The sequence below is a fragment of the Loigolactobacillus zhaoyuanensis genome, assembly GCF_003946385.1.
Taxonomy (GTDB): domain Bacteria; phylum Bacillota; class Bacilli; order Lactobacillales; family Lactobacillaceae; genus Loigolactobacillus; species Loigolactobacillus zhaoyuanensis.
Window position 1 is genome coordinate 1 of the sequence record NZ_RHOE01000034.1, and the last position, 26,814, is coordinate 26,814.

At 42.9% G+C, this 26,814-nt stretch carries 21 protein-coding genes and 1 pseudogene; 18 read left to right on the plus strand and 4 right to left on the minus strand.

Annotated features, from left to right (window positions below):
• Positions 1 to 116: 116 nt before the first annotated feature.
• Both EKM76_RS07950 and EKM76_RS07955 read right to left on the minus strand, forming a co-directional pair.
• Positions 117 to 485 carry an acetyl-CoA carboxylase biotin carboxyl carrier protein subunit gene (locus tag EKM76_RS07950; RefSeq protein ID WP_125550158.1) on the minus strand — a complete coding sequence of 123 codons (369 nt, stop codon included), beginning with the start codon at positions 483 to 485 and terminating at the stop codon, positions 117 to 119.
• 10 nt (positions 486 to 495) lie between these two features.
• The gene (locus EKM76_RS07955; protein ID WP_125550159.1) at positions 496 to 828 is read right to left on the minus strand and encodes a hypothetical protein; all 333 of its coding nucleotides are present in this window, start codon (positions 826 to 828) and stop codon (positions 496 to 498) included.
• Positions 829 to 1,218: 390 nt separating this feature from the next.
• Between EKM76_RS07955 and EKM76_RS07960 the strand changes: the two genes are divergently transcribed.
• From EKM76_RS07960 to EKM76_RS08005, 10 genes are all read left to right on the plus strand, one after another.
• Positions 1,219 to 2,562 (plus strand): CitMHS family transporter, encoded by a 1,344-nt coding sequence (locus tag EKM76_RS07960; RefSeq protein ID WP_125550160.1) that lies wholly within the window; start codon positions 1,219 to 1,221, stop codon positions 2,560 to 2,562.
• A 37-nt stretch (positions 2,563 to 2,599) separates the two neighbouring features.
• On the plus strand, positions 2,600 to 3,298 hold the full coding sequence (locus EKM76_RS07965; RefSeq protein WP_125550161.1) for a GntR family transcriptional regulator: 699 nt from the start codon (positions 2,600 to 2,602) through the stop codon (positions 3,296 to 3,298).
• A gap of 24 nt (positions 3,299 to 3,322) precedes the next feature.
• Positions 3,323 to 3,616: a citrate lyase acyl carrier protein gene (gene citD / locus EKM76_RS07970; protein WP_125550162.1), complete on the plus strand. Its 294-nt coding sequence runs from the start codon at positions 3,323 to 3,325 to the stop codon at positions 3,614 to 3,616.
• Position 3,617: 1 nt separating this feature from the next.
• On the plus strand, positions 3,618 to 4,529 hold the full coding sequence (citE, locus tag EKM76_RS07975; protein ID WP_125550163.1) for a citrate (pro-3S)-lyase subunit beta: 912 nt from the start codon (positions 3,618 to 3,620) through the stop codon (positions 4,527 to 4,529).
• Positions 4,522 to 6,060 (plus strand): citrate lyase subunit alpha, encoded by a 1,539-nt coding sequence (gene citF, locus EKM76_RS07980; RefSeq protein WP_125550164.1) that lies wholly within the window; start codon positions 4,522 to 4,524, stop codon positions 6,058 to 6,060. The genes citE and citF overlap by 8 nt, the downstream gene beginning before the upstream one ends.
• Positions 6,061 to 6,260: 200 nt before the next feature.
• On the plus strand, positions 6,261 to 6,809 hold the full coding sequence (gene citX, locus EKM76_RS07985) for a citrate lyase holo-[acyl-carrier protein] synthase (protein WP_125550165.1): 549 nt from the start codon (positions 6,261 to 6,263) through the stop codon (positions 6,807 to 6,809).
• Positions 6,809 to 7,678, plus strand: a complete 870-nt coding sequence (citG, locus tag EKM76_RS07990; RefSeq protein ID WP_125550166.1) for a triphosphoribosyl-dephospho-CoA synthase CitG — start codon at positions 6,809 to 6,811, stop codon at positions 7,676 to 7,678. Before citX ends, citG begins: the two co-directional genes overlap by 1 nt.
• Positions 7,679 to 7,945: 267 nt before the next feature.
• Complete coding sequence (gene pcrA, locus EKM76_RS07995; protein WP_125550167.1) at positions 7,946 to 10,219, plus strand: DNA helicase PcrA; 2,274 nt, start codon at positions 7,946 to 7,948, stop codon at positions 10,217 to 10,219.
• 106 nt (positions 10,220 to 10,325) lie between these two features.
• Complete coding sequence (gene ligA, locus EKM76_RS08000) at positions 10,326 to 12,362, plus strand: NAD-dependent DNA ligase LigA (RefSeq protein WP_125550168.1); 2,037 nt, start codon at positions 10,326 to 10,328, stop codon at positions 12,360 to 12,362.
• A 454-nt stretch (positions 12,363 to 12,816) separates the two neighbouring features.
• Positions 12,817 to 13,959: a CamS family sex pheromone protein gene (locus EKM76_RS08005; RefSeq protein ID WP_125550169.1), complete on the plus strand. Its 1,143-nt coding sequence runs from the start codon at positions 12,817 to 12,819 to the stop codon at positions 13,957 to 13,959.
• A 64-nt stretch (positions 13,960 to 14,023) separates the two neighbouring features.
• Here EKM76_RS08005 and EKM76_RS08010 read toward each other — a convergent pair.
• Positions 14,024 to 15,393 (minus strand): annotated as a pseudogene (locus tag EKM76_RS08010) (amino acid permease).
• A gap of 66 nt (positions 15,394 to 15,459) precedes the next feature.
• Positions 15,460 to 16,572: an alanine dehydrogenase gene (gene ald, locus EKM76_RS08015; protein WP_125550170.1), complete on the minus strand. Its 1,113-nt coding sequence runs from the start codon at positions 16,570 to 16,572 to the stop codon at positions 15,460 to 15,462.
• Positions 16,573 to 17,104: 532 nt separating this feature from the next.
• Between ald and EKM76_RS08020 the strand changes: the two genes are divergently transcribed.
• The 8 genes from EKM76_RS08020 (at position 17,105) to EKM76_RS08055 (ending at position 26,642) form a co-directional block, all read left to right on the plus strand.
• Positions 17,105 to 18,400, plus strand: coding sequence for a cation:dicarboxylate symporter family transporter (locus EKM76_RS08020; protein ID WP_125550171.1), 1,296 nt, complete (start codon positions 17,105 to 17,107; stop codon positions 18,398 to 18,400).
• A gap of 232 nt (positions 18,401 to 18,632) precedes the next feature.
• Positions 18,633 to 18,947, plus strand: a complete 315-nt coding sequence (gene gatC, locus EKM76_RS08025; protein ID WP_125550172.1) for an Asp-tRNA(Asn)/Glu-tRNA(Gln) amidotransferase subunit GatC — start codon at positions 18,633 to 18,635, stop codon at positions 18,945 to 18,947.
• Entirely contained in the window at positions 18,944 to 20,407 is a 1,464-nt protein-coding gene (gene gatA, locus EKM76_RS08030) for an Asp-tRNA(Asn)/Glu-tRNA(Gln) amidotransferase subunit GatA (RefSeq protein WP_125550173.1), read from the plus strand. Before gatC ends, gatA begins: the two co-directional genes overlap by 4 nt.
• Complete coding sequence (gene gatB, locus EKM76_RS08035) at positions 20,407 to 21,837, plus strand: Asp-tRNA(Asn)/Glu-tRNA(Gln) amidotransferase subunit GatB (RefSeq protein WP_125550174.1); 1,431 nt, start codon at positions 20,407 to 20,409, stop codon at positions 21,835 to 21,837. Before gatA ends, gatB begins: the two co-directional genes overlap by 1 nt.
• A gap of 49 nt (positions 21,838 to 21,886) precedes the next feature.
• Complete coding sequence (locus EKM76_RS08040; protein ID WP_125550175.1) at positions 21,887 to 22,867, plus strand: diacylglycerol kinase; 981 nt, start codon at positions 21,887 to 21,889, stop codon at positions 22,865 to 22,867.
• Between the two features lie 176 nt (positions 22,868 to 23,043).
• A complete protein-coding gene (gene rlmD / locus EKM76_RS08045; protein ID WP_125550176.1) occupies positions 23,044 to 24,408 on the plus strand; it encodes a 23S rRNA (uracil(1939)-C(5))-methyltransferase RlmD in 1,365 nt (454 codons plus the stop codon).
• A 293-nt stretch (positions 24,409 to 24,701) separates the two neighbouring features.
• Positions 24,702 to 25,109, plus strand: coding sequence for a pyridoxamine 5'-phosphate oxidase family protein (locus tag EKM76_RS08050; RefSeq protein WP_164507626.1), 408 nt, complete (start codon positions 24,702 to 24,704; stop codon positions 25,107 to 25,109).
• A 204-nt stretch (positions 25,110 to 25,313) separates the two neighbouring features.
• On the plus strand, positions 25,314 to 26,642 hold the full coding sequence (locus EKM76_RS08055; RefSeq protein ID WP_125550178.1) for an NCS2 family permease: 1,329 nt from the start codon (positions 25,314 to 25,316) through the stop codon (positions 26,640 to 26,642).
• Positions 26,643 to 26,814: the final 172 nt, after the last annotated feature.

Below are 26,814 nucleotides of genomic sequence, written 5' to 3' on the forward strand. Positions count from 1 at the left end.
TCCTTTTTGATGCCTAAATAAATTAATAGCCCGCCGATCAACATCATCACAACTTCTTGCCAAGTGATCGACGTAATGCCTTGTAGTAGTGTTTCCAAATTATAAACCTACCTTTTCTATTGAATGGTGATCAACGCATCGCCGGCATTGACATTTTGGCCTAGGACCACGCTGATAGCAGCGACTTTACCGGCATGCGGCGCAACAACTTCGTTTTCCATTTTCATGGCTTCTAAGATCAATAAAGGCTGATTTTCTTTGACTTCATCGCCAACGTTGACCAAGAGCTTCAAGATCGAGCCAGGCATTGGTGCGGGTAAAGCGTCGCCAGCAACATTGGTGGGGGCAGGCGCTGCGGCTGGTGCGGGTTCAGGTGTGGGCGCAGCGGCGGTTGGTTGTGGGGCAACGGGTGCCGTGCCACCAATTTCCTCCATTTCAACTAAATATTCAGTACCGTCAACGGTAATTTTAAATTTTCGTAACATGATTTTTCTCCTAATCTACTTTACGTTGAATTGATTTCACAATGAATTTCTTCTCTGGGGCGTCGCCAGCAGCAATGCTGGTGGCTAATAAACTGACTAACTTAAACTTAGGATTAAGTTTTTGAATATTTTTAATTGAAAAGTGACTTTTTTGATTGTCACCGGCGGCAATTGCTGCCATCAAAACGGAAATTAGTTTGTTCTCAACTGGATCATTTGACGGAATAAATTTTTCTACCGTGACCCACTGTTCTGTGTCGATATTCTGCGTCGCCGTAGTAGGTGTATCCGTCGTTGTGGGAACTTCTGATCTTTTGTCAAATAATCGTTTGAAAAATCCCATACCATCACGCTCCTATATTTAAAGTTATTCCCGCTTAATAATTCTATTATATGTAATTATTCACGAATAAACGAGTTTCTTATGTTTTAAATATGTTCTTTTCAAAGAACAATTTTTAGTCGCTTTTTGTGTAAGCGCATTCTTTATAATTGCCAGTCTCACAGTGCTGGTTCTGATTTGACTATTGTTATTATTAAAATATGATTCTATCGGCTCAATAGTAAGTGTTTTCATTGTGTTCTTTTGATGCTTTATTAGTATATTTGCTAAACTTTTCTGCTACACTAGGGCTATATTTTGAAAGCTAAATCGTTTTATTCCTGCTTATATGATCAAACTATCACAATGATGCTTTTAGAATAAAATTGTTTTACGAAAGGGATTACGACAATGTTAATTACAATATTCGCCTACCTCATGGTCATTACCTTTATGGTTCTGATCATGAAAAAATGGATGTCTCCGCTAAGTGCTTTAGTATTGGTTCCTACGATTTTTGCAATTGTTGCTATGATACTTGGTATTGCTGATAAAGGGAATTTAGGGAAATGGGTTTTAGATGGAATCAGTACAACTTCTGGAACTGGGATCATGCTATTATTCGCGATTTTATATTTCTCAATTATGTTAGATGCTGGATTATTCGATCCGATCACTAAAAAAATGATCCACTTTGCCAAAGGCGATCCAATGAAGATCTTGATGGCAACCGCAATTGTCGCCGCAGCAGTTTCAATGAATGGTGATGGCACAACAACTACCTTGATCATTGTTTCCGCGTTCTTACCTATTTATCAAAAACTAGGTATGAAATTGATGAACTTGGCAGTATTATTGATTTTACAAAACACGATCATGAACTTGCTACCTTGGGGTGGACCAACTGCCAGAGCAATGGCGGTCTTCCATGTCGGTGCTAATATCTTAACCTACTTGTTACCAGGTATGATTATTTCCATACTTTATGTTATTTTTATTGTAGCACGTGGTATGGGTAAAAAAGAACGCGCTCGTTTAGGCGTTACTGAAATGACTGATTTAGAGATCGATGCTTTGATCAAAGACGATGATCCTGAAAAAGCTAAGATGAAACGGCCTAAGTTATTCGCTTTTAATGGTATTATGACGCTGTCATTGATTGCTTTGCTAGTAATAGATTCATTTATCGACTTAGGTTTACCGCCATTGCTCTTATTCTTACTAGGGACAGTTATTGCTTTAGTTGTTAACTACCCTAATTTGAAAGATCAATCAGCACGAATCGGCGCTAACGGTGGTGACGCAGTTCAAGTTGTTATCTTAGTGTTCGCAGCCGGTGTATTCATGGGCTTGTTCCAAGGTTCAGGCATGGCAACTGGGTTGGCTAAGAGCTTAACGACGATTATTCCGCATTCATGGGCTGGTTACTGGGGCTTGATCATTACCGCATTATCCGCACCAGGGACTTTCTTCCTATCTAATGATGGTTGGTACTTCGGGGTTATCCCAGTATTACGAGAAGCTGGTTTGCAGTATGGCTTTACAGATATGCAAATGGCCTTAGCTTCATTGATGGGCCAGGCATTCCATTTGTTAAGCCCATTAGTTGCTTTCATCTACTTGTTATTACGTTTAACTAAGTTAGACATGGGTGAATGGCAGAAAGCAACCGCTAAATATGCACTAGTCGTTTTCGTGATTTTCGTCGTTACCGTTTTAGCTTTAGGTCATATGCCAATCCACGTTGCGCAATAGATTTATATTTGCAAACTAAACGTTGGGGGTTTAACAAATGAACGATTTTATTAGGGAAACTGGAAAAAATTTAGATTTATCAGATAGTCGGCCACTTAAGCAACTGTTGTATGAAGCGATGCGTAAAACCATTATTCTCGGTGAGGTTGCGACCGGCGGCAGGATAAACGAAAAAGAAGTTTCTCGACAAATGAACATTAGTCGAACCCCAATTAGATATGCGCTAAAACAATTAGAATTTGATGGCCTGGTCAAACACACTCCAGGCAGGGGCGTTGTTATCCAAGGGATCAGCATCAAGGACGCCCATGAAATCTATGCGATTCGCATCGCTTTAGATACTTTGGCTCAAGCTACTGCTATGAATAAAATGACCGAAGCTGATTTTGATGAAATGAATCAACTTTTACTTGAGACTGATCAAGCAAACGATGAGGACGATGTCGACGCAGTGCTAGAAAAAATCGCGGCATTCAACGCGATGATTTATCGTAAGGCTGATATGCCACGTTTACAATCGATCAGTTATAAAATGCGCGAGTATTTGATTTACTTTAGAGATATTGCAATCAGAGCACATGAGCGTCGTGATAAAGCTTTATTGGAGCATCGAATCATTTATGCTAGCATGCGGCTGAAGGATAAGAATGCATTGGAACTCATTACTAAGCAACATTTGGAATCATCGTTGGTGTTCATCATCAAAGAGATGGAGCAGCGAAAGAATAATTATTAAAAAGTACGAGAGGAATGAACATTAATGGAGATTGAAAATACAGCAATGGCTGGAACATTGGAATCATCAGATATCCAGATCATGATCGGTAAGGGAACTGACGGGATCAAGATCCAATTGGATTCTGACGTCAAAAAAGAATTTGGTGAACAAATCGAAAATGTCATTCGCCAAACACTGCTTGCTAATCATATCGATACCGCCAATGTTAAGGCCGTCGACAAGGGTGCGTTGGACTGTGTGATCAAAGCACGGACATTAGCAGTTGCTAATCGTGCATTAGGGATCGCAGACAAACCATCATGGGAGGTGCTGTAAAATGGCCGCAACGGAAGAACGACTTAGAAGAACGATGATGTTCGTACCTGGGAATAACCCGGCAATGTTAAAAGACGCTGGCATCTACGGCGCTGATTCAATCATGTTTGATTTAGAAGATGCGGTTTCGTTAGCTGAAAAAGATGCAGCACGTATTTTAGTTTACGAAGCATTGATGACTCAAGACTATGGTAATGCGGAATTAGTTGTTCGAATCAACGGGTTAGATACAAAATTCTGGGAGAATGATGTCATTGCGATGGTCAAGGCTGGTATTGATGTGATTCGTTTGCCTAAGACTGAATCTGCCGCAATGCTCCAGCAATTAGAGGAAAAAATCGTTGCCGCCGAAAAACAATTTGATATTCCGGTGGGCACGACGCATATGATGGCGGCTATCGAATCGGCTAAGGGTGTGCTGAACGCCGCTGAAATTGCTGCTGCTTCGGAGCGTATGATTGGGATCGCCTTGTCAGCTGAAGATTACACCACTGATTTGAAGACCCATCGCTATCCTGGTGGTGCTGAATTAGAATTTGCACGTAATATGATTCTCAATTCAGCACGGGCAGCAGGTGTTGCTGCTTTCGATACTGTTTTTACTAATACGGATGATGTTGTAGGGTTCAAGCAGGAAACTGAACATATTCATCAGTTAGGTTTTGATGGCAAGTCATTAGTTAATCCGCGCCAGATCCCAATGGTCAACGCGGTTTATGCGCCAACAGACAAAGAGATCATCAATGCGAAAAATGTTTTGGCAGCCATTGAAGACGCACGGATAAAGGGTTCTGGGGTTATTGCAATGAATGGCCAAATGGTCGATCGCCCCGTTGCTTTACGTGCACAACGGGTCATGAAATTAGCTAAAGCATCAGGTTTAGTAGATGAGGATGGTGTTATTCTTGATTAATAATGTAAATCGTAGCTTGCCAGAAGACTTAATGAATCAGTTGGGCTTTAAACCATTTAAATCAACCACGATCGACAGCACAGTCGTTGCGCGGACGCCGCATAAAGTGGCTATTTCTACTGGTAATGACAAGGTGTTAAATTCAATCAAAGAAGTGGTTGAAAATAACGTCGCCGATGGCATGACGATCTCGTTCCATCATCATTTCCGTGAAGGTGATTTTGTCTTTAACCTCGTCATGCAAACAATCATTGACGCAGGGATCAAGGATCTAACGTTAGCACCATCTTCATTGACCAACGTGATGAACGATATGGTGGTTAAAGCAATTGAAGCCGGAACAGTGACAAACATTACGTCATCCGGGATGCGCGGTACCCTAGGCGATGCAGTTTCGCACGGTGCTTTGGCGAACCCAGTGATCTTCCGTTCTCATGGTGGTCGTGCACGGGCTATCGAGCAGGGCGACATTAAAATCGACGTCGCTTTTCTCGGTGTGCCTAACTCAGATCGCTTAGGCAATGCTAACGGTATGGATGGTGAAGCCGTCTTTGGTTCACTCGGCTATGCTTTGATGGACGCACAATATGCTGACAAAGTGGTACTTTTAACTGATAATATTGTGTCTTATCCAAATACACCAGCATCGATCAAGCAAACGCAAGTTGACTATGTGGTGAAAATTGATAAAGTCGGTGATCCTGACAAAATTGGTTCTGGTGCGACTCGCTTTACTAAGGATCCAAAAGAATTAAAAATTGCGTCTACGGTTAACGATGTGATCACTAATTCAGCTTACTTCAAAGATGGTTTTTCTTTCCAAACAGGTTCGGGTGGTGCTGCACTAGCCGTTACGCGTTACCTACGTGAAAGTATGAAGCAAAATGATATTCGTGCTTCCTTTGCACTTGGTGGTATCACCAAGCCAATGATCGACTTACTTGAAGAAGGCTTAGTCGATAAGATCATGGACGTACAGGATTTCGATAAAGGCGCTGCTGAGTCAATGCACACCTCTAAAAATCAGCAAGAGATCGATGCTTCATGGTATGCAGATCCTTATAATAAAGGTGCAATGGTCGATCAATTGGATGTTGTCATTTTAAGTGCATTAGAAATTGACACAAAATTCAACGTCAACGTTATGACTGGTTCTGACGGGGTTATTCGCGGGGCTGTCGGTGGTCATCAAGATGCTGCAACGGCAAAATTAACCATTATTTCTGCGCCATTGGTTCGCGGACGAATCGCAACAGTCGTTCCTGCTGTATCAACGGTGGTCACGCCTGGTGATTCAATCGATGTTTTAGTTACGGAAGTTGGGATCGCGATTAATCCTAAACGCCAAGATTTAATTGCGGCTATGAAGAAAGTACCTAGTGTGCCGGTATTTTCGATTGAAGAATTAGAACAACGGGCAAGTAAAATCGTTGGCACACCAAAACCAATTGAATTTACTGAGCGGACAGTTGCTTTGGTTGAATATCGTGATGGGACGATCATCGATGCAATCAAGGAAGTAAAAGATTAGCTTACTACACTCAAAGCAACCAACCAGCGATATTATGAGTTAACTGGATAAAGAGACGAATTACCGGAATTTTGATCGCTTAATGAGATTAAATCAAGGTGTTCGTTTTTTATTTTAGATTTGTGTGCTTAGGTATAATATAAAGCAATCAAGTGATTTTGACTTAATCAGTGGTCTTAATGATAAAGGAATTGTAAACTATGAAGAATATTTTCGAGCAAGGTAAGCTGCAAAGCTTGCAAGATGTTATGGACAACCGTGATGACCGCAATGACCTACAAAATGAATTAGTTGCCAAATATCCGCAGCAGACACTGGTGGCAATTAAATTGAATATTCCGGGACCGATTAAAAATAATGCCGATTTAAGCCGCTTGTTTTCAATTGGCTATAATGAGTTTAAGCATTATCTGGTTCAGACTGGGTTTACCATCAGCGCTGAAATTAATTGGAATCGTGCAACTGGTTGTGAGACTTTTTTGGTAATTGAACAGGCAGCATTGGCTTTGAAAAAAGCTGCGATCCAGTTTGAAGATGGTCGCCAACTTGGTCGGCTATTTGATATTGATGTGATGGACCAAACATTGGGCCATTTATCGCGGCGTAATTTTGATTTGCCGGTACGGACGTGTTTGATTTGTTCACGACCAGCTAAAGCGTGTGCCCGTTCGCGCCGGCATAGTGTTGCGATACTACAGCAAAAAATCTCAGAAATTTACGCGACGCTACCGCCTGCAGGTGAGCAGTGATGTTGGCCGCTGACAGAATCGTACAAAATGCACTTAAAGCACTACTGTACGAAGTTTCTGTGACGCCGAAACCTGGTCTAGTTGATCCGCAGACCCATGGCGCCCATCCGGATATGACGGTTTTCACTTTTATCGATAGCACGCTTAGTCTCGAACGTTACTTTCAAGCGTGCGTGCAAGCCGGACAGCGCTTTGCTGGCAGTGAGCTTACTCAATTATTTATACAGATCAGGCCCTTGGGTGTCCAGGCAGAAAAGGATATGTTTGCGGCGACCAGTAACGTTAATACGCATAAAGGCGCGATTTTTTCATTAGGCGTGCTGGTGACGGCAGTTGCTTATTTGACGCAAGTTCAAGCAACGTTCACGGCGGTAGACATTCAAACTGTGGTGAAAAAAATGCTGGTTGATCTAGTAGAAAATGATTTTAAACAACTTCAACAGAAAATACCAGCCGAGCTGACTGCCGGCGAACGCCATTTCTTAAAGTACGGTAAAACTGGGATTCGTGGTGAGGCCCAAGCAGGCTTCCCAAGCGTTTTTCAAACCGCGCTACCATTTCTAACTACTAGCACCGGCAGCGTTAACCAGCGTTTACTGGATACCTTAATGCATATCGCGCAATGCTGTGATGATTCCAATCTGATCAAGCGCGCTGGTGACCCAGCAATTCTGATTTGGGTGCGCCAACAGACACAAATGTTTTTCACGCTAGGCGGCAGTAAAACCACTGCGGGAACAGATTTTTTACGGCAGTTGGATGCAACATTTACGGCGAAAAAGCTTAGTTTAGGTGGTTCGGCAGATTTATTGATCCTCACAATATTCTTGGGCCTAACTTTTGATGCTTTCGCGGCAACGCCTAATTAATACGGGTAATTTTGATTGCGCAAAATATTATGGCTGGCACCGGAATGCGGTAATGAAAATAGGTGCTTTGATCGACGCTAAAATCTGACTATTTAGATTTTAGCTTTTTTTATACGAATTTATGTTCGCTTTTTTCGATTCTTTACAGAAGTTTAAGCAAATTTTTGGTATAATGTTGAGTTGAATGATGTGACGCCGAGTTAAGCTAACTTGGCGTTTTCCAGTTAGCGTAAATAGGATAATTAAAAACGGGGGACTGAGCAAGTTATGGCCACAACGGATTTGTTAACGGGCATGAACGATAAGCAGCAAGAGGCAGTACAGCAGACAGAAGGACCATTATTGATCATGGCTGGCGCAGGCTCAGGGAAAACACGCGTGGTGACTCACCGAATCGCGTACCTAATTGAGGAATTAAATGTGGCGCCGTGGCATGTTTTGGCGATCACTTTCACTAATAAGGCAGCACGCGAAATGCGTGAGCGGGTAGCGGATCTATTGAACGAACGTGCGGAAGCCGTTTGGGTTTCAACTTTCCATGCGCTGTGTGTACGAATTCTCCGGCGTGACATCGATAAAATGTCAGGTTACAGTCGTTCCTTTACCATTGCTGACCCCGGTGAGCAAAATACCTTGATGCGCCGAATCTTGACGCAACAAAACATTGATCCTAAAAAATTCACGCCACGCTCGATCCTCGGTGAAATTTCCAATGCAAAAAATCAATTATTAACGCCTAAAGATTATGCAGCGGCGGCAAGTTCTCCTTTTGAAGAAATCGTTGCTAAGTGTTACGAACCATACCAAAACGAATTAGAAGCTAATCAAGCATTGGACTTTGATGACTTGATCATGATGACGATCGAGCTCTTCCGTAAATCACCTGAAACGCTGACTTATTATCAAGAAAAATTTCGCTATATTCATGTCGATGAGTATCAGGATACCAACCAAGCACAGTATACTTTAGTTAACATGCTAGCGCAGCGCCACCATAACTTATGCGTTGTGGGTGATGCTGATCAGAGTATTTATGGTTGGCGTGGTGCGGATATGAGCAACATCATGAATTTCGAAAAGGATTACCCCGAAGCTAAAACTGTTATGTTGGAGCAAAACTATCGCTCGACCCAGACGATTTTAAATGCAGCTAATGCAGTGATCAATAACAATGTGAACCGCCAAGTTAAAAAGTTGTGGACGGAAAACGATACTGGCGACAAAATCTCTTATTATCGTGGCCAAAATGAACACGATGAGGCCCGGTTTGTGGTGGGTAAAATTCAAGAAGAAATGGAAGATCATAATTTTCGTTATGGTGATTTTGCAGTGCTTTACCGAACTAATGCCCAATCACGGACGATTGAAGAAAATTTGGTTAAGGCGAATATGCCATATAAAATGGTCGGCGGGCATAAGTTCTATGATCGTAAAGAAATTAAGGATGTATTGGCTTATCTACGGGTGATCGTTAACCCAGAGGATTCGATCGATTTTGAACGGATCGTTAATAGTCCTAAACGTGGAATTGGTAACGGAACGATCGATAAGTTACGCGAGTTTGCCAACTACAATAATTGGTCGTTGCTGGAAGCTGCGCGGAACGTGGATCTAGCTAACGGTATTGCCACACGAGCGCGGCATACATTAGGTGATTTTGCCACAACCATGACTGCGCTGCGTGATAAACGAACTGAATGGGATGTCACTGAACTGACTAATCAGATGCTAGAGCAAACTGGTTATTTGAAGACTTTAAAACAAGAAAAAACCTTAGAAGCACAAACTCGAATCGAAAATATCCAAGAATTCCTTTCAGTTACTAAGGAGTTTGATGATGGCTACGATGATGAAGATGATACTGATAGTGACCGTTACGTCGATTTTTTAACCGATTTAGCGTTAGTTTCAGCCCAAGATGACATCGAAGAAGAAAGCAGTGAAGTTACCTTGATGACACTGCATGCAGCTAAGGGACTGGAATTTCCAGTTGTCTTTATGATGGGGATGGAAGAAGGCATCTTCCCACTATCACGAGCAATGATGGAAAATGATGAACTAGAAGAAGAACGGCGTTTAGCTTATGTGGGCATTACTCGGGCCAAAAAGAAGCTTTATTTGACCAATGCTTATTCACGGATGTTGTATGGGCGTACGCAAAGTAATCCGGCATCCCGCTTTGTCGGTGAGATCGATGAAGACTTAATCAAGTTTGAAAATAAGACGGCCGGCAGTTTATCCGAACAGAACATTCCATTTAGTGATGCACGCCAAGCCAATAACTACACCCGCGCGACGGCAACAACTTACCAAACGCGCCGCGGAACCGCTGCTAAGGCGGTTACCAATACGCCAAGCACTGGCGCTGAAAGTAAGTCGTGGCAAGCAGGTGATAAAGTCCAGCATAAAAAGTGGGGCGAAGGGACCGTGGTCAAGGTCAATGGTTCAGGCACTGATGCCGAGTTGGATATTGCCTTTAAATCACAGGGAATCAAACGATTGTTGGCAGCTTTCGCACCGATCACAAAGGACGTCAACTAGTCGATTGCATAAAAAGCTTCGATTAATGGTGACTTAAATAGCAATTACTTTTTGGTAGTCTAAGAAAGAAGGTGGCGCCTGCTGGAAAGTTTCTGGCGGGGAATTTATGACTTTAGAAAAACCGATCGAACAGTATACAGAGCAGGAAGCTAGCGCGGCGGCTTTGGCGTTGCGTAATGTTTTGGAGCAGTGGAGTCAGGCTTATTACACTGCAGATGAACCGTTAGTTGAAGATCATATTTATGATGAAAACTATCGTGATCTGGAAATACTAGAACAGGCTTTTCCTGCAATCGTCACCAGTGATTCACCGACGCAGCAAGTCGGCGGCCAGGTACTACCTGGTTTCACTAAAGTTACTCACGAACAGCCGATGCTTTCCATGGGTGATGTTTTCTCAGTCGCTGAATTGGCGAACTTTGATCAACGGCTACGTAAAAATGTGACCGCAGAGATCGATTATAGTGTGGAATTAAAAATTGATGGCTTAGCAATTTCGTTAATTTACGAGAATGGTATTTTTGTTCGTGGTGCTACCCGCGGGAATGGAACAATTGGCGAAGACATTACCAAAAACTTAAAAACGGTCAAATCAATTCCACAAAAGTTGAGTGAACCATTATCGATCGAAGTTCGCGGCGAATGTTACATGCCGAAAATATCGTTTGCTAAGTTAAATGAACGCCGCGAAGCTGATGGGCTGGCAACCTTTGCTAATCCACGTAATGCCGCGGCTGGTAGTTTGCGACAACTTGACTCAAAGGTGACCGCGGTGCGCAACTTAGCCACTTGGATCTATACGTTGACTGATTATGCTGCGCTAAACGTGACTACTCAGGCTGATGCACTGACTCGACTACACGAATTAGGTTTTGCCGTGAATCCAACAACTAAGGTGTGTCGCTCACTGGACGAGGTTGAAGCCTTTATCGCTGAATATCAGGCACAACGTAACCAATTGGATTATGATATCGATGGCATCGTGTTGAAAGTTAATTCATTGGCTTTACAGGCTGAATTGGGCAATACGGTCAAGGTACCGCGTTGGGAAATCGCCTATAAATTTCCGCCAGAAGAGGCACAGACGGTCATCCATGATATCGAATGGACAGTTGGCCGGACTGGGGTCGTTACACCAACGGCAGTGATGGATCCAGTGCAATTAGCTGGCACAACTGTGGCGCGTGCGACGTTGCATAATGGCGACTTGATCGAGCAAAAGGATATTCGGTTGAATGACACGGTTTTGATCCATAAAGCTGGTGACATTATTCCTGAAGTTTCTGCGGTGGTCACTGAACAACGAGCAGCTGACAGTCAACCGTATGTGTTACCAACTAAATGTCCCTCCTGTGATTCGCCATTGGTCCATTTAGAAGATGAAGTTGCTTTGCGTTGCATTAATCCTAAATGTCCAGCCCAGATCAAGGAACAACTGACTCATTTTGCTTCACGGAACGCGATGAATATCGATGGGTTAGGACCACAAATCGTTCAGCAATTATTTGATCGCAAGTTAGTTGCTGATGTGGCCGATTTGTATCAATTAACTTATGATCAACTGATCACGTTGGATAAATTCAAAGAAAAATCAGCAAATAATTTATTGCAGGCCATTGAACGCAGTAAAGCTAACTCGCTGGAACGTTTATTGACCGGCTTGGGTATCCGCCATGTTGGTGCAAAAATGGCCCGTTCCTTAGCTGAATATTTTGGTGACATGGCAACGTTGCAGGCCAGCACCGCAGAAGCGATCGAAGCGATCGCCACCTCGGGAACGATCATTGCCAACAGTGTGCGGACCTATTTTGATGCGCTCGAAGTCCCACAGTTGATCGATCAATTAGTTGCTGCTGGCGTTAACATGCGTTACTTGGGGCCAGCCCCAGCTAGTGTCAGCACAACACCATTTTCTGGTAAAACAATGGTGTTAACGGGAACCCTAGAACGCCACAAGCGTGCAGATTTAACTACGCAACTGGAAGATCTTGGTGCTAAAGTCACTGGCAGCGTGTCGAAAAAAACTGACATCGTCGTCGCCGGTACAGATCCTGGCAGTAAGTACACCAAAGCACAAAAGTTAGGTGTTACGATCTGGGATGAAGCAACACTGGAACAAAACTTGCAGGATTTGACCGACTAGCGGTATTATGGACTCTAAGACACATGCTCGAGTTATGAGCCCTTAATTATGAACAGGTGCGTGTCCGACTTGCCGTACTTCGGCTTAGTCGGAAGGACAACCGTTGTGAAGATAAAAGTTTCGTAACGAAACGATCCCTTAATTATGAACAGGTGCGTGTCCGACTTGCCGTATTTCGGCTTAGTCGGAAGGACAACCGTCGTGAAGATAAAAGTTTCGTAACGAAACGATCCCTTAATTATGAACAGGTGCGTGTCCGACTTGCCGTACTTCGGCTTAGTCGGAAGGACAACCGTTGTGAAGATAAAAGTTTCGTAACGAAACGATCCCTTAATTATGAACAGGTGCGTGTCCGACTTGCCGTACTTCGGCTTAGTCGGAAGGACAACCGTCGTGAAGATAAAAGTTTCGTAACGAAACGATCCCTTAATTATGAACAGGTGGAGGAAACATCGTGAAACGATTTAGCACAATATTAGCATTAGCGGTCAGTGTGGTTCTGTTGGCAGCGTGTGGCCGGTTAAATTCGTCTGGCGTTGGCACCACAAGCAGCACTAAAACTAAAACATCAATACAAACCACTGGCCAAACTTCTGACGATGAATATCAAGGCGTGATTCAAAATGGTAAATATAAGACTAGCAAGGCTCGTGGATTGACTAAAGATCAAAACTCCAATGGCGCTAATCTGAAAAGTTTTGAAAATGGGCTGCAGACGATTTCGCAAAAACAGTTTGCGACTGATGATTATATTTTTCAAGAAGGCCAGTATTTAAAGAAAGCCACAGCGCAAAATTGGCTTGACCGTAAATCTAAGAGTAATGCCAGCGGCTTGAATCCGGAGGACAATGGTCAAACGGATGCAACTAAGCGCAATCCAGATTATTTGCAAGCAATCGAGGAACAAGATTATATGACGCAAAGTGGTAATGATCTAAAACTTGGCGGGATGACGATTGGTTTGGCGATGAATCAAACTGATTATTATCAAAAAGAAGAGTATGGTGCCACGTACGAAACAGTGATCGCGCATGACAAGATGGTGAGCGAAGGTAAGGCAATGGCCAACAAAGTCGTTTCACGAATGCGTAAAACTGAAGGCGTTGGTAATGTGCCAATTGTTATTGCTTTGTATCAGCAGGCTACCAATGATAGCTTAGTTGGCGGGACGTTCTTCGCCTACGGAATCAGCCGTGATGGTGGTAAAACGATCAGTGAGTGGCATAATGTTGATGAAGCAAATTATGTCTTACCAGTGGTTGGCAGCGCCAAGTCGGGTAATTCCAGCGATGCTGATGATTTTAGTAATTTTAAAACACAAGTTGAATCGTTTTTCCCTAACTTGTCTGGTGTGACGGCACAAACGCATTACAAAGACGGTAATTTATCAGGGATGAACATTACCGTTAATACCCAGTTCTACAGTGAAACTGAGATCAAGAGCTTTACGCAGTACTTAGTCACCGCAGCAAATAAATATTTGCCTAGCGAAGCGGCGATCGAGATCACGGTTCAATCAACTGATGGGACGCAAGCCTTTATCGCGCGTGATTCCGGTGAGAAGAGCTTCTACAGTCACGTGTTTGGCAGTTATTGATCGCAAATAAAAAGCTTTATGATCAACTAGACCGTTAAGTCTAATGATCATAAAGCTTTTTTAGTTACTGCAATTCTACTTTGCGCCGCGTATAAATGCGGGTGCTGACGATGTACATCACAATAAACCATGCAAGTGATAGGAGTAGCGCGATACCAGTGTCCCAGCGGAAGCAAAGAACAATGGTCACAACAGCTAGTAGAACTAAAATTAAATAATCAGTGACCGGCGCACCAGGCATTTTGAACGTACTTTTACGGCCAGATTCTGTTTTACGATATTTCAAATGAGTTAGCACGACGCTGGCCCAAATTAGTAAGAAACAAGTTGTGGCCACACTTGAAACCAGGGTAAAGACATAATCAGGAATGAAGTAGTTCAGCCCAATTGTAATCGCGATAACGATCGACGAAAAGCCGATGGCATTACCGGGTACGTGGTGCTTAGATAACAAACTTAGTTTTCTTGTGGCTGGGTGTCGTGCATCCTTGGTCAGTGATGCCAACATACGGCCGGTGATAAATAGTGAACTATTACAGGCTGAAGCTGCTGCGGTAATCACGACAAAATTAACGATCCCAGCGGCAGCAGGAATACCAATGGCCTTGAAGACCATAACGAATGGGCTTTGATCTGCATTAACTGCCGTCCATGGATAAATAACCATGATCGCAATCATTGCACCAACGTAGAAAATAATGATTCGGAGGGGAATATTATTAACGGCCTTGGGGATAACATTTTCGGGATCTTGGGTTTCAGCAGCTGTCATCCCGACCATTTCAATACCGATGAAACTGAATACGGTCATTTGTAAGGATAGTAGGAAGCCGGAACCGCCTTTCGGGAAAAAGCCCCATACTGGGTAAGATTGCTAAAACCGGCGTGGCCAAATGGTGTTTTGAAATTAATGACAACTAGCCAAGCGCCGACAACGATCAATACGATGATCGCCAGAACTTTGATCAAGGCGAACCAAAACTCAACTTCACCAAAAGCACCAACTGTCGTTAGGTTCAATAGTAACAAGATAACTAAAAAGAATAATCCTGGGACCCACTGCGGTAAGCTAGGGAACCAAAAACGGAAGTAGATCCCGACTGCTGTTAGTTCAGCCATCGCAATGGTGATCCAACAAATCCAGTAAGTCCAACCGATGACGAAGCCCACCCGGTCGCCTAAATATTCACTAACAAAATCGACAAATGAGCGATAACCTAGGTTGGATAATAATAATTCACCTAGCGCACGCATCAATAGAAAACAGGCGATACCGACTAATAAATAGCCGAGAATAATCGAAGGCCCTGCTAATTGAATTGTTTGACCTGAACCTAGAAATAAGCCGGTGCCAATGGTACCACCGATGGCAATTAATTGAACGTGGCGGCTTTTTAGACCACGTGCGGGTTCATTTTCTGGAGGTGATTTCATAATGGAAACTCCCTTTAATAGTATGTGTTATGAGTAGCAGTTACGCTGAATCACTTGCATTACAATTTACTTGATCAAACTAAGGAAGTCGCTGCTCGGCACGCCTTGGCTTTCACCGACTGCTGCTTCTGTCAAAAGACCATTGTACGTGTTGATCCCAGTTAAAATCGTATTATTCGCTTTCGCTGCAGCATTCAATCCTTGAGTAGCGATTTTAACTGCATAAGGAATGGTTGCATTGGATAAAGCTGCGGTAGCTGTTTTAGGAACTGCACCTGGAATATTAGCTACGGCATAATGCAAGACGCCATGTTTAGTGAAAACTGGATCATCGTGGGTGGTCGCGTGGTCAGTCGTAGCAAAAATACCGCCTTGATCGATCGGAATATCAACGACTACTGAGCCGGGTTCCATTGATTTGATCATTTCCTCGCTGACTAATTTTGGTGCCGTTGCGCCTGGAATTAATACTGCACCAATAACGATGTCGGCAGATTTAATTGCTGTGGAAAGATTATAAATATTTGAAATCAAAGTTTGTACTTGGCCGCTAAATAAGTCGTCAATTTCAGCCAAACGATGGGCGTCGATATCAAGAATGGTAACCCGTGCGCCTAACCCTAAGGCGATTTTTGCAGCGTTGAACCCAACGGTACCACCACCAATTACGACGACATGCCCCTTAGGTACACCAGGAACACCAGCTAGTAATAGCCCTTTACCGCCGTTATTTTCTTCAAGAAAATGAGCGGCTACTTGAACTGCCATACGGCCTGCTACTTCACTCATTGGTGCTAATAATGACAAATCACCGTGTGTGCCGACCATAGTTTCGTAAGCCACACCCGTTACTTTACTCTCAACTAAAGCAGCGGTTAATTTAGGATTTGGTGCTAGATGCAGATACGTGTAAAGAATTAGGCCAGGATAAAAGTAATGATACTCTTCGGACAATGGTTCTTTAACTTTAATAACCATCTCAGCCGCCCAAACTTCAGCAGCACTACTTAAGATCCCACCAGCAGCAACGTAATCAGCATCAGGATAACCAGCGTTTGCCCCTGCATTTTGTTCAACAAATACTTGATGACCAGCATGTACCAGACTAGCGACACCAGCTGGGGTAGCACCGACACGATTCTCGTTGTTCTTGATCTCTCTTGGAATACCAACTTTCATAATATGAACCTCCTGTTTTTGATAATGGTGACATCAACTTGGTATGCTTAGATTAATCGATATATCATTAAAAGTAAAGCGCTTTCATTCAGTGAAATTAGTACATATACCAATTAGTTATCGAAAAGATTATTTAGATAAGCTCCTGATTTATAAAAGTAACACAGCAGTTACTGTATGACTGTGAATTATGATACAGCTCAGCCGTTAATATAATACAGATTCCAAATTTAGAAATTTAATTTATTTTTTTAGTTTTTGCGATCACTTGAGTATGTTTGGCCATTAATGACCAATAAACCCTAGGTGGATAAGCTTTGTGTATAAATTTGCAATAGTTTGACGGTGACTGCAACGTTGTTTACGTGGCTGCAATATATTAGAAAATATATTTGAATTTCACATTGTTAACTCATTTAAAATTTAATGAAAGCTCGTTATGAAAGGAAAGGTGTGCTAAACTAAAAAATGGTTATTTTAAAGCATGAGAATATGAGAAAAGATTAAGAATATTTTTTTGGAGGGACCTTACATGCAACAAAAACATCTATTGCGACTTAGTTTGGGTTGGCGAATTGTACTTGGCTTAGTACTTGGTTTAGCCGTCGGCGCACTATCTTATCAAAATAAAATGGCGATCGCTATTTTGAATCCAATTGGTGCGATCTTCATTAATCTGATCAAAATGATCGTATTGCCGATCGTTGTTTCTTGTTTAGTTGTTGGGATCGCCAAAATGGGTGATATTAAAAAGCTAGGTCGGGTTGGGGGTAAAACTCTGATTTATTTTGAAATTATGACTACAATTGCGATTGCCTTAGGATTGTTAGTCGGTAATTTAACTAAACCTGGCGATACGATCAATATTCAAACTTTAAGTAAAGTATCGATCAGTCAGTACACAGCTACGGCTAAAACGGCGACCAACCACGGGCTAGGCGATATTATTATGAATATTGTTCCCACTAACTTCTTTACTGCTTTAGGTAAAGGCGACATGATCCCCGTTATCTTTTTTACGGTAATGTTTGGTTTGGGTATTGCTGCGATTGGCAAACGGGGCCAGGTGCTGACTGATTTTTTTGAAGCGACTTCGGAAGTCATGTTCAAAATGACTAATTGGATCATGCAGTTAGCGCCAATTGGTGTTTTCGCTTTGATCGGTGTCACCATTGCGCAGTTCGGATTGAGTGCGTTAAAACCACTGGCACTATTTTTGGTGATCACTTACGCAACGATGATCCTCTTTGTAGTAGTGGTCATGGGTTCAGTGGCGCGGATTTGGCATCTAAATATTTTTGATTTATTATTGGTGATCAAGGATGAGCTGGTGCTGGCTTTTTCTACGGCTAGTTCAGAGGCGGCCTTACCGCGGATCATGGAGAAAATGCCGCGTTACGGGGTCAGTCAGGGAATTGCGTCATTTGTCATTCCAACTGGGTATACCTTCAACTTAGACGGCTCGGCAATTTATCAGTCATTAGCGGCGCTATTTTTAGCGCAGGCTTACCACATTCACTTGAGTTTGGGTCAACAAATCACCTTATTAGTGGTGTTGATGATCACCTCAAAAGGGATGGCTGGCGTGCCTGGCGCTTCGTTTGTTGTTTTATTAGCGACAATTACGACAATTGGTGTGCCTGCCTCAGGCTTGGCTTTTATCGCCGGTGTCGATCGTTTGGTCGATATGGGGCGTACCGCAGTAAATGTAGTCGGGAATTCATTGGCAGCATTGATCATTGCTAAATCCGAACATGAATTTGATGAGGATAAGCAGCAAAATTATTTGGCAGAAATAAAACAAGTTACCGCACAGAAAATGAGTTAAGTTTATTTTAAAAAGAAGGGGCAGATCACCGCTTCTTTTTTTCATGGTCAATCGCTATCCACTGCGGCACGTGCTATAATAATGTCATTGTGGCCGCATGCGCGGGTTCGGCTTATAAAGCCGGCAATTGTGTTTAAGTGCTGCGGCTCGCACAAGTGAACTTGGGCTTTTCAGGCTAAGTTATTCACGGTAAAATAAAATAGGTAATTAAAATGAAAGAGAGGCCAGAGAATTGGCAATTAGTAAAGAACAAGTCAGTCACGTTGCAAACCTTGCCCGATTGTCTTTTAATGATGAAGAATTAAGTCAATTTACTGATCAGATGAGTAAAATCACGAATATGTTCAATCAGTTGCAGGAAGTAGACACGACGGATGTTGAACCGATGACCCATGTGGTCGATCTGGTCAACGTTGTACGCGATGATGTGCCTGCACCAGCTGCTCCGGAGGAACGGACAGCATTACTTGATAATGCGCCAGACACTGAAGACGGCTATATTAAGGTGCCGGCAATTTTTAACAATGGGGAGGATTCGGCTGAATGAACTTCTTTGATAACGATTTAACCACGATCCATAACCAGTTGGTCAACCATGAATTGACTAGTTATGAACTAACCAAACAAACAATTGATGCGTTGAAAGTAACTGATCAAACCATCGACGCTTTTTTGACGTTAGACGAAGATAATGCCTTGGTAACAGCGAAAGCAATTGATGAAAAAGGTATTGATCCTGCTAATTTGTTAGCGGGTATTCCGATTGCCATTAAAGATAACATTATGACTAAAGACTTACGGACAACGGCTGCTAGCAAGATTTTAGAAAACTTCACGCCGATTTATGACGCAACCGTTATGGAGAAAGTCCACGCAAATGATATGGTCGTAATTGGTAAAACCAACATGGACGAATTTGCCATGGGTGGTTCAACTGAAAACTCGGCCTTCAAGATCACTAAAAATCCTTGGGACACAACTAAAGTACCTGGTGGTTCTTCTGGTGGCTCTGCAGCAGCAGTTTCAGCTGGGATGGTACCATTTGCTTTAGGCTCTGACACTGGTGGTTCAATTCGCCAACCCGCTTCCTTTACTGGGGTGGTTGGCATGAAACCAACTTACGGGCGGATCTCACGGTGGGGCTTGATCGCATTTGGTTCGAGTCTGGATCAAATCGGCCCATTTTCCCGTGGCGTTAAGGACAACGCTGCCTTATTGGCTGCTTTAGTCGGTGAAGATAAGCGCGATGGTACGTCAGTGGGCGGTCATGACGCTGATTTCACCGCTAAATTAGATGCTGGTGTTAAGGGCTTGCGGATCGGTTTACCTAAAGAATACTTAGGTGAGGGTGTTCAGCAAGCAGTTAAGGATGCTATTTTAGCAGCTGCTGATAAGTACCGCGAGCTGGGCGCAACGGTGGATGAAGTTTCTTTGCCACATAGTAAATATGGCGTTGCCGCTTACTACATTATTTCTAGTTCTGAAGCTTCATCTAATTTGCAACGTTTTGACGGTATCCGTTATGGTGTCCGCGCCCAAGACGCTAAAAACTTGAATGACGTTTATATCGATTCACGGACGCAAGGTTTTGGTCCTGAAGTTAAGCGCCGCATCATGTTAGGAATGTACTCGTTATCAGCTGGTTATTATGATGCTTACTTTAAAAAAGCAGCACAAGTGCGGACTTTGATGCGCCAAGACTTCGCTAATATTTTCGCTGACCACGATCTAATTCTTGGTCCAGTAGCACCAACGCCTGCTTATGGTATCGGTGCAGACGTTAGTGATCCATTGACGATGTATGCCGGTGATGTTTTGAGTGTGCCTGTCAATATGGCCGGCTTACCAGGCTTATCTTTACCTGCAGGTTTTGCTGACGGGTTACCGATCGGCATGCAGTTGATCGGCCCAGCATTTGCTGAAGCAACGCTGTACCAAGCTGGTTACGCTTTTGAACAGGCAACTGATTTCCACAAACAAGTCCCAACGTTAGGGGGTAACGACTAGTGAACTTTGAAACAACTATCGGGCTTGAAGTCCATGTTGAATTAAAAACAAAATCAAAAATGTTTAGCCCATCGGCCAATGAATTTGGCGATACCCCTAACATGAATACCAACGTCATTGACTGGGGTTATCCAGGTGTTCTACCAAGCGTTAACAAAGGTGCCTTGGAATATGGGATGCGCGCGGCATTGGCTTTAAACGCTACGATTGCTAAAGAAAATCATTTTGATCGTAAAAACTATTTTTATCCGGATAATCCCAAAGCTTACCAAATCACGCAATTTGAACAACCAATCGGTCATGACGGCTGGGTGGAAGTCGAATTAGCTGATGGTAAGACTAAAAAAATTGGTATTGAAGAATTGCATTTGGAAGAAGATGCCGGTAAAAATACCCATCGCGGCCAAAGTTCCTACGTCGATTTAAACCGGCAAGGGACACCGCTGATCGAAATCGTTTCAAAACCAGATATGACCACGCCAGAAGAGGCCTATAAATATTTGGAAACTTTGCGCCAAGTCATCCAATTTAGCGGTGTGTCTGACGTTAAAATGGAAGAAGGTTCGTTGCGGGTCGATGCTAACATTTCAATCCGTCCAGTGGGCCAAACTGAATATGGTACGAAAACTGAATTGAAGAATATCAACTCATTTAACTATTTGCGTAAAGGTCTTGAATATGAAGAAAAACGCCAAGCACAGATCTTGTTGTCAGGCGGTACGATTCGTCAAGAAACACGTGGGTACAATGAAAACACTGGCGAGACTGTTCTCCAGCGGGTTAAGGAAGGTTCCGATGATTATCGTTACTTCCCTGAGCCAGATATTCCACCAATTCGGATCAGCGATGACTGGATCGAAACGGTGCGCCAGTCGATCCCTGAAATGCCAGCTGCACGGCGGCAACGTTACATTAGCGACATGGGCTTAAGTACCGCCGATGCCACTGTTTTGACGCAGAGCTTGGAAATGGCTGATTTCTTCGAAGCCACAGTTGCTGCTGACGCCGATGCTAAATTAGCCGCTAACTGGTTGCAAGGTGAAGTTAGTGCCTATTTGAATTCGGAAAAGCTTGATTTAGCCGATACTAAGTTAACGCCGGCTAATCTAGCAACGATGATCAAGCTGATCACTGATGGCACGATCTCTTCAAAAATCGCTAAAAAAGTTTTCAAAGAGATCATCACTAACGGCACCGAACCAAAACAATGGGTCGAAGCTAAGGGCTTAGTCCAATTATCTGATCCAGCTAAATTATTGCCGATCATTACTGAAATTTTGGATAATAATCAACAATCGATCGATGACTTCAAAAATGGTAAGGATCGTGCCATTGGTTTCTTGGTTGGACAAATCATGAAGCAAACTCGCGGCCAAGCCAATCCTAAAGTGGTCAACCAATTATTGATCCAAGAGCTAAAACAACGGTAATATTTGGTAGCAAAATAGTCTAAACGTGTTTAAAAAGGAGTGTTTTCCCATGCAGCAGCGTGCGCGTCTTATCTATAATCCTAAAGCTGGTCATGAGGGCTTGAAGCAAAGTTTAGTCGATATCTTGGCGATCTTTGAACAGGCAGGTTATGAAACTAGTGCTTACGCCACTACACCGGAGCCGTTATCTGCCCAAAATGAAGCGACACGGGCGGCTCAAGCAGGGTTTAACCTAGTTGTAGCAGCTGGTGGTGACGGTACGATCAATCAGGTGGTCAACGGTTTGGCAGGTTTGAAAAAACGGCCTAAAATGGCGATCATTCCAGCTGGAACAACGAATGACTATGCGCGAGCATTAAAAATTCCCCGTGAAGATCCGGTGGAAGCAGCTAAAATTGTTTTGAAGCAAAAAACGATTAAAATGGATATCGGCCGTGCCGACAAAGAATATTTCATGAATATTGCTGGGGGTGGCTTTTTAACGGAGCTAACTTACGGTGTTCCATCTGAAACTAAGTCGATTTTTGGCTATCTAGCCTATTTGCTGGAAGGTGCGCGGATGTTACCGCAGATCAAGCCGGTACCGATGCATTTAGTTTACGATGATGGTGAATTCAAAGGTGATGCCTCGATGTTCTTACTTGGTTTGACCAATTCGATCGGTGGCTTTGAAAAGGTAGCTCCCGATATTACACTAGGTGATGGTCGCTTCTCATTGATCATTGTTAAAACCGCTAATTTAGCTGAGCTAGTGCGCTTACTGGCACTGGCGATCAATGGTAAACATTTAAATGATCCGCGTGTGATCTACGTTAAAACACATAAGCTAGTTGCTAAAACTTCTAACGGTGCAGAAATGAAAATTAATTTAGATGGTGAATTCGGTGGTACGGCACCGATGACCTTTACCAATCTGAAACAGCATCTAGAAATTTTCGCGGACGTTGACGCGATGCCAGAAACCGCATTGGCAGCGGAAAACGATGCTGGCTTACCTGAAACGCCAGTGAAACCAAAAATTGAAAATTAAGTTAGTTTTTAATTAATGAATAACGTTGGTGTACCGCAACTTGGGTATATCTATGTTAGCTTAGCTTGCTAAAAATACTGTTCTCCGTTAAAATAGAGAGCAGTATTTTTTATTGTTCGTATTTGTGGGTCAAAAATAATTTTGCCCACTCTAAGTACCATAATGAGGAGACCAAAATGAAATTTATCGCACCAGTAACAAGAAATCAAGAAATCACCGCAACAATTATGGATCTAACTTATGAAGGCCTTGGCGTTGCTAAGGTAGATGACTACCCATTGTTTATCGAAGATGCGCTACCTGGTGAAGAAGCTAAATTGCTGGTCACCAAGGTTGGTAAAAATTTCGGTTATGCGCGGGTACTAGAACGGCTAAATGATAGCCCTGATCGTGTAGAATTACCGAATAAGTCTTATATGCAATCTGGTATTGCCCCATTAGGTCATCTCAGCTATCCTGCACAGCTTAAATTTAAGCAGCAACAATTGCAGAACGTTTACAAAAAAAATCGGCTTGATATTGAAGTATTACCAACGATTGGTATGGCTGAGCCTAAAGGTTATCGTAATAAGGCGCAGATCCCTGTACGCCAAGTTAAAGGCCAACTAGAAACTGGTTTTTATCGCAAGCGGAGCCACGAATTAATGCCACTGGAAGATTTTTATATCCAAGATCCAGAAATTGATCGCGCAATCGTGATCGTGCGTGACTTATTACGGCAGTACCATATCCCCGCATACGATGAAGCCCGCAACCGCGGTGTGATCCGTAATATCATGGTTCGGCGTGGCTACTTTAGCCATGAAATGATGATCGTACTGATTACACGGACTAGAGAAGTACCGCAGCTACAAAACATCATTAGCGGCATTGTTATGAAGTTGCCTAAAGTGGTCAGCATTATGCAAAGTGTTGTACCGAAGCCAACAAACGTCGTATTAGGCCGGACAGTTAAAAAATTGTACGGTAAAACGTTTATTCATGACCAAATTTTAGGCCATACCTTTGATATTTCGGCTTTATCATTCTATCAAGTGAATCCGTTGCAAACAGAAAAACTTTATCAAACGGTTATCAGTGCAGCGCATTTAACTGGTAAGGAAACGGTGATCGATGCTTATTCTGGTATCGGAACGATTTCATTATCATTGGCTAAACACGCCAAGTATGTGTATGGGGTTGAAATTTCCGAGGCTGCCGTGGCTGATGCCAAGCGTAACGCTAAGCATAACGGTATTGCTAACGTTAAATTCCAACAAGGTTTAGCTGAAAAAGTCATGCAAGACTGGCGTGAAGCTGAATTAGACGTCGATGTCTTGGTGGTTGATCCACCACGTAAAGGCTTAGCCGGCACTTTCATCGAAGCTGTAGGCATCATGAAACCTAAGCGTGTCGTTTATGTTAGCTGTAATCCAGCTACATTAGGTCGCGATATTGCCTTGTTACAAGAATTCGGTTATCATGCAGCAGAAACTCAGCCAGTGGACATGTTCCCACTGACGCAACACATCGAGAGTGTAACGGCGTTAACGCTGGATTAATGATATCTACCGTACTTCAGTTTTAGCTGGTTCAAGGTGGTTGAATAAGTTAATAAAGCGTCCGACAGCAGCCAATCAGGCTCTAAACTTGATTGGTAGCCGCCGGGCGCTTTTTTGATCATCATTCTGACAAAATCAGGCTAATGAATCGGTTTAATTAAACAGTTGGGTTAATGGACATTGTTTAGTAACGACGTATAATGAAGTTGGATAGGGCACAACAAGTGGAATTGCTAGTTTCGTCCAGATAGTGAAAAGTATCAATTTATATTATCAAGGAGATGCATCATTTAATGAGTGCAAAAGATAACTTCAATCAAATTATGCAAGAGGCAGCTCAATTATCCATCGCCACGTTGACTGTTGACGGCCAAGCACCAGATGTTAGAATTGTTTTGTTTGTTTATCTACCAGAAACACATCAATTATTATTCATGTCAGGTGCTGATTCGCCAAAAACAGCGCAGATCGCAGCCCATTCAGCTGCGGCTTTTACGACGCAGTCAGTGAGTGATCAAAAGTATGCCCGCGCCAAGCAAGCCAAGGTTCAAAAAGTCATACCAACAGAAGCAATGAAGTCCGCGTATTTTGATAAGTTTCCAGCTTCTGCCGCATATGCTGCACACAGTGAATTCTTCACAGTTGACTTTGATTCAGCCGATGTTACGGCAGATAATCAAACGGAGAAGGTTACGTTTTAAAAAAGCAATAATATATGGTTAAAATGAACCCCTGCGGTTGGCGGTAAATTCCAATCTCAGGGGTTTTACTATGACTAAATGGAAATTATTAGTCAGGTTTTGCAAGCTAATTCTGCTGATTAGCCATTAAATATGAGCCGAAATCCGGTTAGCTATTCATTTACAGAAAACACTATGCTATTATTGAAGCTGTTGTGAAATTCTATGGAGAGATGGGATGGCTTAGTGACAGCAATTAAAAAGTATTTTCAATTAGATGAATTAAATACCACAGTACGACGGGAGATTTTAGCCGGCTTCACCACGTTTATTTCAATGGCTTACATACTGTTCGTTAATCCTAGTGTACTTGGTGCTTCGGGGATGGACAAAGGGGCAGTGTTCACGGCAACGGCTTTGGCCAGTGCCTTAGGCTGTCTGCTGATGGGTATTTTAGCGAAATATCCAATTGCTACAGCGCCAGCATTAGGTATTAATGCCTTTTTCGCTTATTCTGTTGTTATCGGTATGAAAGTGCCGTGGCAAACAGCCTTAGCGGGTGTGTTTGTGGCATCGCTGATTTTTATTTTGATCACAGTTTTCAAATTACGGGAAATGATCATTGATGCGATCCCTAGTGACTTGAAATATGCGATTTCAAGTGGGATCGGGCTGTTCATCGCATTTCTTGGGTTAAGTAATGGCGGCTTGATCGTGGCCAATAAATCAACATTAGTCGGGTTAGGTTCATTTAGCGGAACCACGTGGCTGACTGTTTTCGGCCTGATCGTTACGGCTATTTTAATGGTCAAAAAAGTGCCGGGTGGTATTTTTATTGGCATGGTGCTGTCGGTTATTTTAGGCCTGATCACCCATTTAATTCCGATGCCTACTCATTGGCTTGCTGGTGCACCTAGCTTAGCACCGACGTTTGGCGTCGGCGTCATGCATATTGGCGACATTAATACGATCCAGTTGTGGGTCGTTGTCTTAACCTTCTTGCTGGTGACTTTCTTTGATACAGCAGGTACTTTAGTTGGGTTGGCTCAGCAGGCTGGTTTCATGAAAGATAATAAAATGCCCCGTGTTGGTAAGGCATTAATGTCTGATTCAACCGCAATGTTAGCTGGTTCAATTTTTGGTACTTCGCCGGTGGGTGCTTATGTTGAATCTTCTGCAGGAATCGCCGTTGGTGGTCGTTCTGGCTTAACGGCTGTTGTGACCGGTATTTTTTTCATTTTAGGGCTGTTCTTTTCACCGTTATTATCAGTGGTGACTAATCAAGTGACTGCACCAGCGCTGATCATTGTCGGTGTGTTGATGGCACAATCGTTGAAACACATCGCTTGGGATAAAATGGAAGTTGCTATTCCAGCATTTTTGATCCTCATCGGTATGCCACTGACCTACAGTATTTCTGATGGGATCGCGTTAGGCTTTATTACGTATCCGATCACAATGCTGGCTGCTAAGCGTGGTAAAGAAGTTCATCCGCTGATGTATGCACTGTTTTTCGTATTCCTCGGCTTCATGTGGATTTTAAATATAGAATAAGATAGTTTGGAGCTCGCAGATACTTGCGATAATCCCTTTATGGTTGTCAGATGAAATACAATAATTCATCTAACAACTATGGAGGGATTTTTGTATGCCCAGATCTAAACATACGGTACTCGAAAAATTAGCAATCTTAAAGGAACTTACCCAATCAAAAACTGGACTACGG

What these genes read in the sequence shown, in the direction of transcription:
- EKM76_RS07965 (WP_125550161.1), top strand. Translation starts at nt 2,600, where the DNA reads ATGAACGATTTTATTAGGGAAACTGGAAAAAATTTAGATTTATCAGAT.
- EKM76_RS07950 (WP_125550158.1), bottom strand. Translation starts at nt 485, where the DNA reads ATGTTACGAAAATTTAAAATTACCGTTGACGGTACTGAATATTTAGTT.
- pcrA (WP_125550167.1), top strand. Translation starts at nt 7,946, where the DNA reads ATGGCCACAACGGATTTGTTAACGGGCATGAACGATAAGCAGCAAGAG.
- EKM76_RS07955 (WP_125550159.1), bottom strand. Translation starts at nt 828, where the DNA reads ATGGGATTTTTCAAACGATTATTTGACAAAAGATCAGAAGTTCCCACA.
- ald (WP_125550170.1), bottom strand. Translation starts at nt 16,572, where the DNA reads ATGAAAGTTGGTATTCCAAGAGAGATCAAGAACAACGAGAATCGTGTC.
- EKM76_RS08020 (WP_125550171.1), top strand. Translation starts at nt 17,105, where the DNA reads ATGCAACAAAAACATCTATTGCGACTTAGTTTGGGTTGGCGAATTGTA.
- citG (WP_125550166.1), top strand. Translation starts at nt 6,809, where the DNA reads ATGTTGGCCGCTGACAGAATCGTACAAAATGCACTTAAAGCACTACTG.
- ligA (WP_125550168.1), top strand. Translation starts at nt 10,326, where the DNA reads ATGACTTTAGAAAAACCGATCGAACAGTATACAGAGCAGGAAGCTAGC.
- EKM76_RS08040 (WP_125550175.1), top strand. Translation starts at nt 21,887, where the DNA reads ATGCAGCAGCGTGCGCGTCTTATCTATAATCCTAAAGCTGGTCATGAG.
- rlmD (WP_125550176.1), top strand. Translation starts at nt 23,044, where the DNA reads ATGAAATTTATCGCACCAGTAACAAGAAATCAAGAAATCACCGCAACA.
- EKM76_RS08050 (WP_164507626.1), top strand. Translation starts at nt 24,702, where the DNA reads ATGAGTGCAAAAGATAACTTCAATCAAATTATGCAAGAGGCAGCTCAA.
- EKM76_RS08055 (WP_125550178.1), top strand. Translation starts at nt 25,314, where the DNA reads ATGGAGAGATGGGATGGCTTAGTGACAGCAATTAAAAAGTATTTTCAA.
- citD (WP_125550162.1), top strand. Translation starts at nt 3,323, where the DNA reads ATGGAGATTGAAAATACAGCAATGGCTGGAACATTGGAATCATCAGAT.
- citX (WP_125550165.1), top strand. Translation starts at nt 6,261, where the DNA reads ATGAAGAATATTTTCGAGCAAGGTAAGCTGCAAAGCTTGCAAGATGTT.
- citE (WP_125550163.1), top strand. Translation starts at nt 3,618, where the DNA reads ATGGCCGCAACGGAAGAACGACTTAGAAGAACGATGATGTTCGTACCT.
- gatA (WP_125550173.1), top strand. Translation starts at nt 18,944, where the DNA reads ATGAACTTCTTTGATAACGATTTAACCACGATCCATAACCAGTTGGTC.
- EKM76_RS07960 (WP_125550160.1), top strand. Translation starts at nt 1,219, where the DNA reads ATGTTAATTACAATATTCGCCTACCTCATGGTCATTACCTTTATGGTT.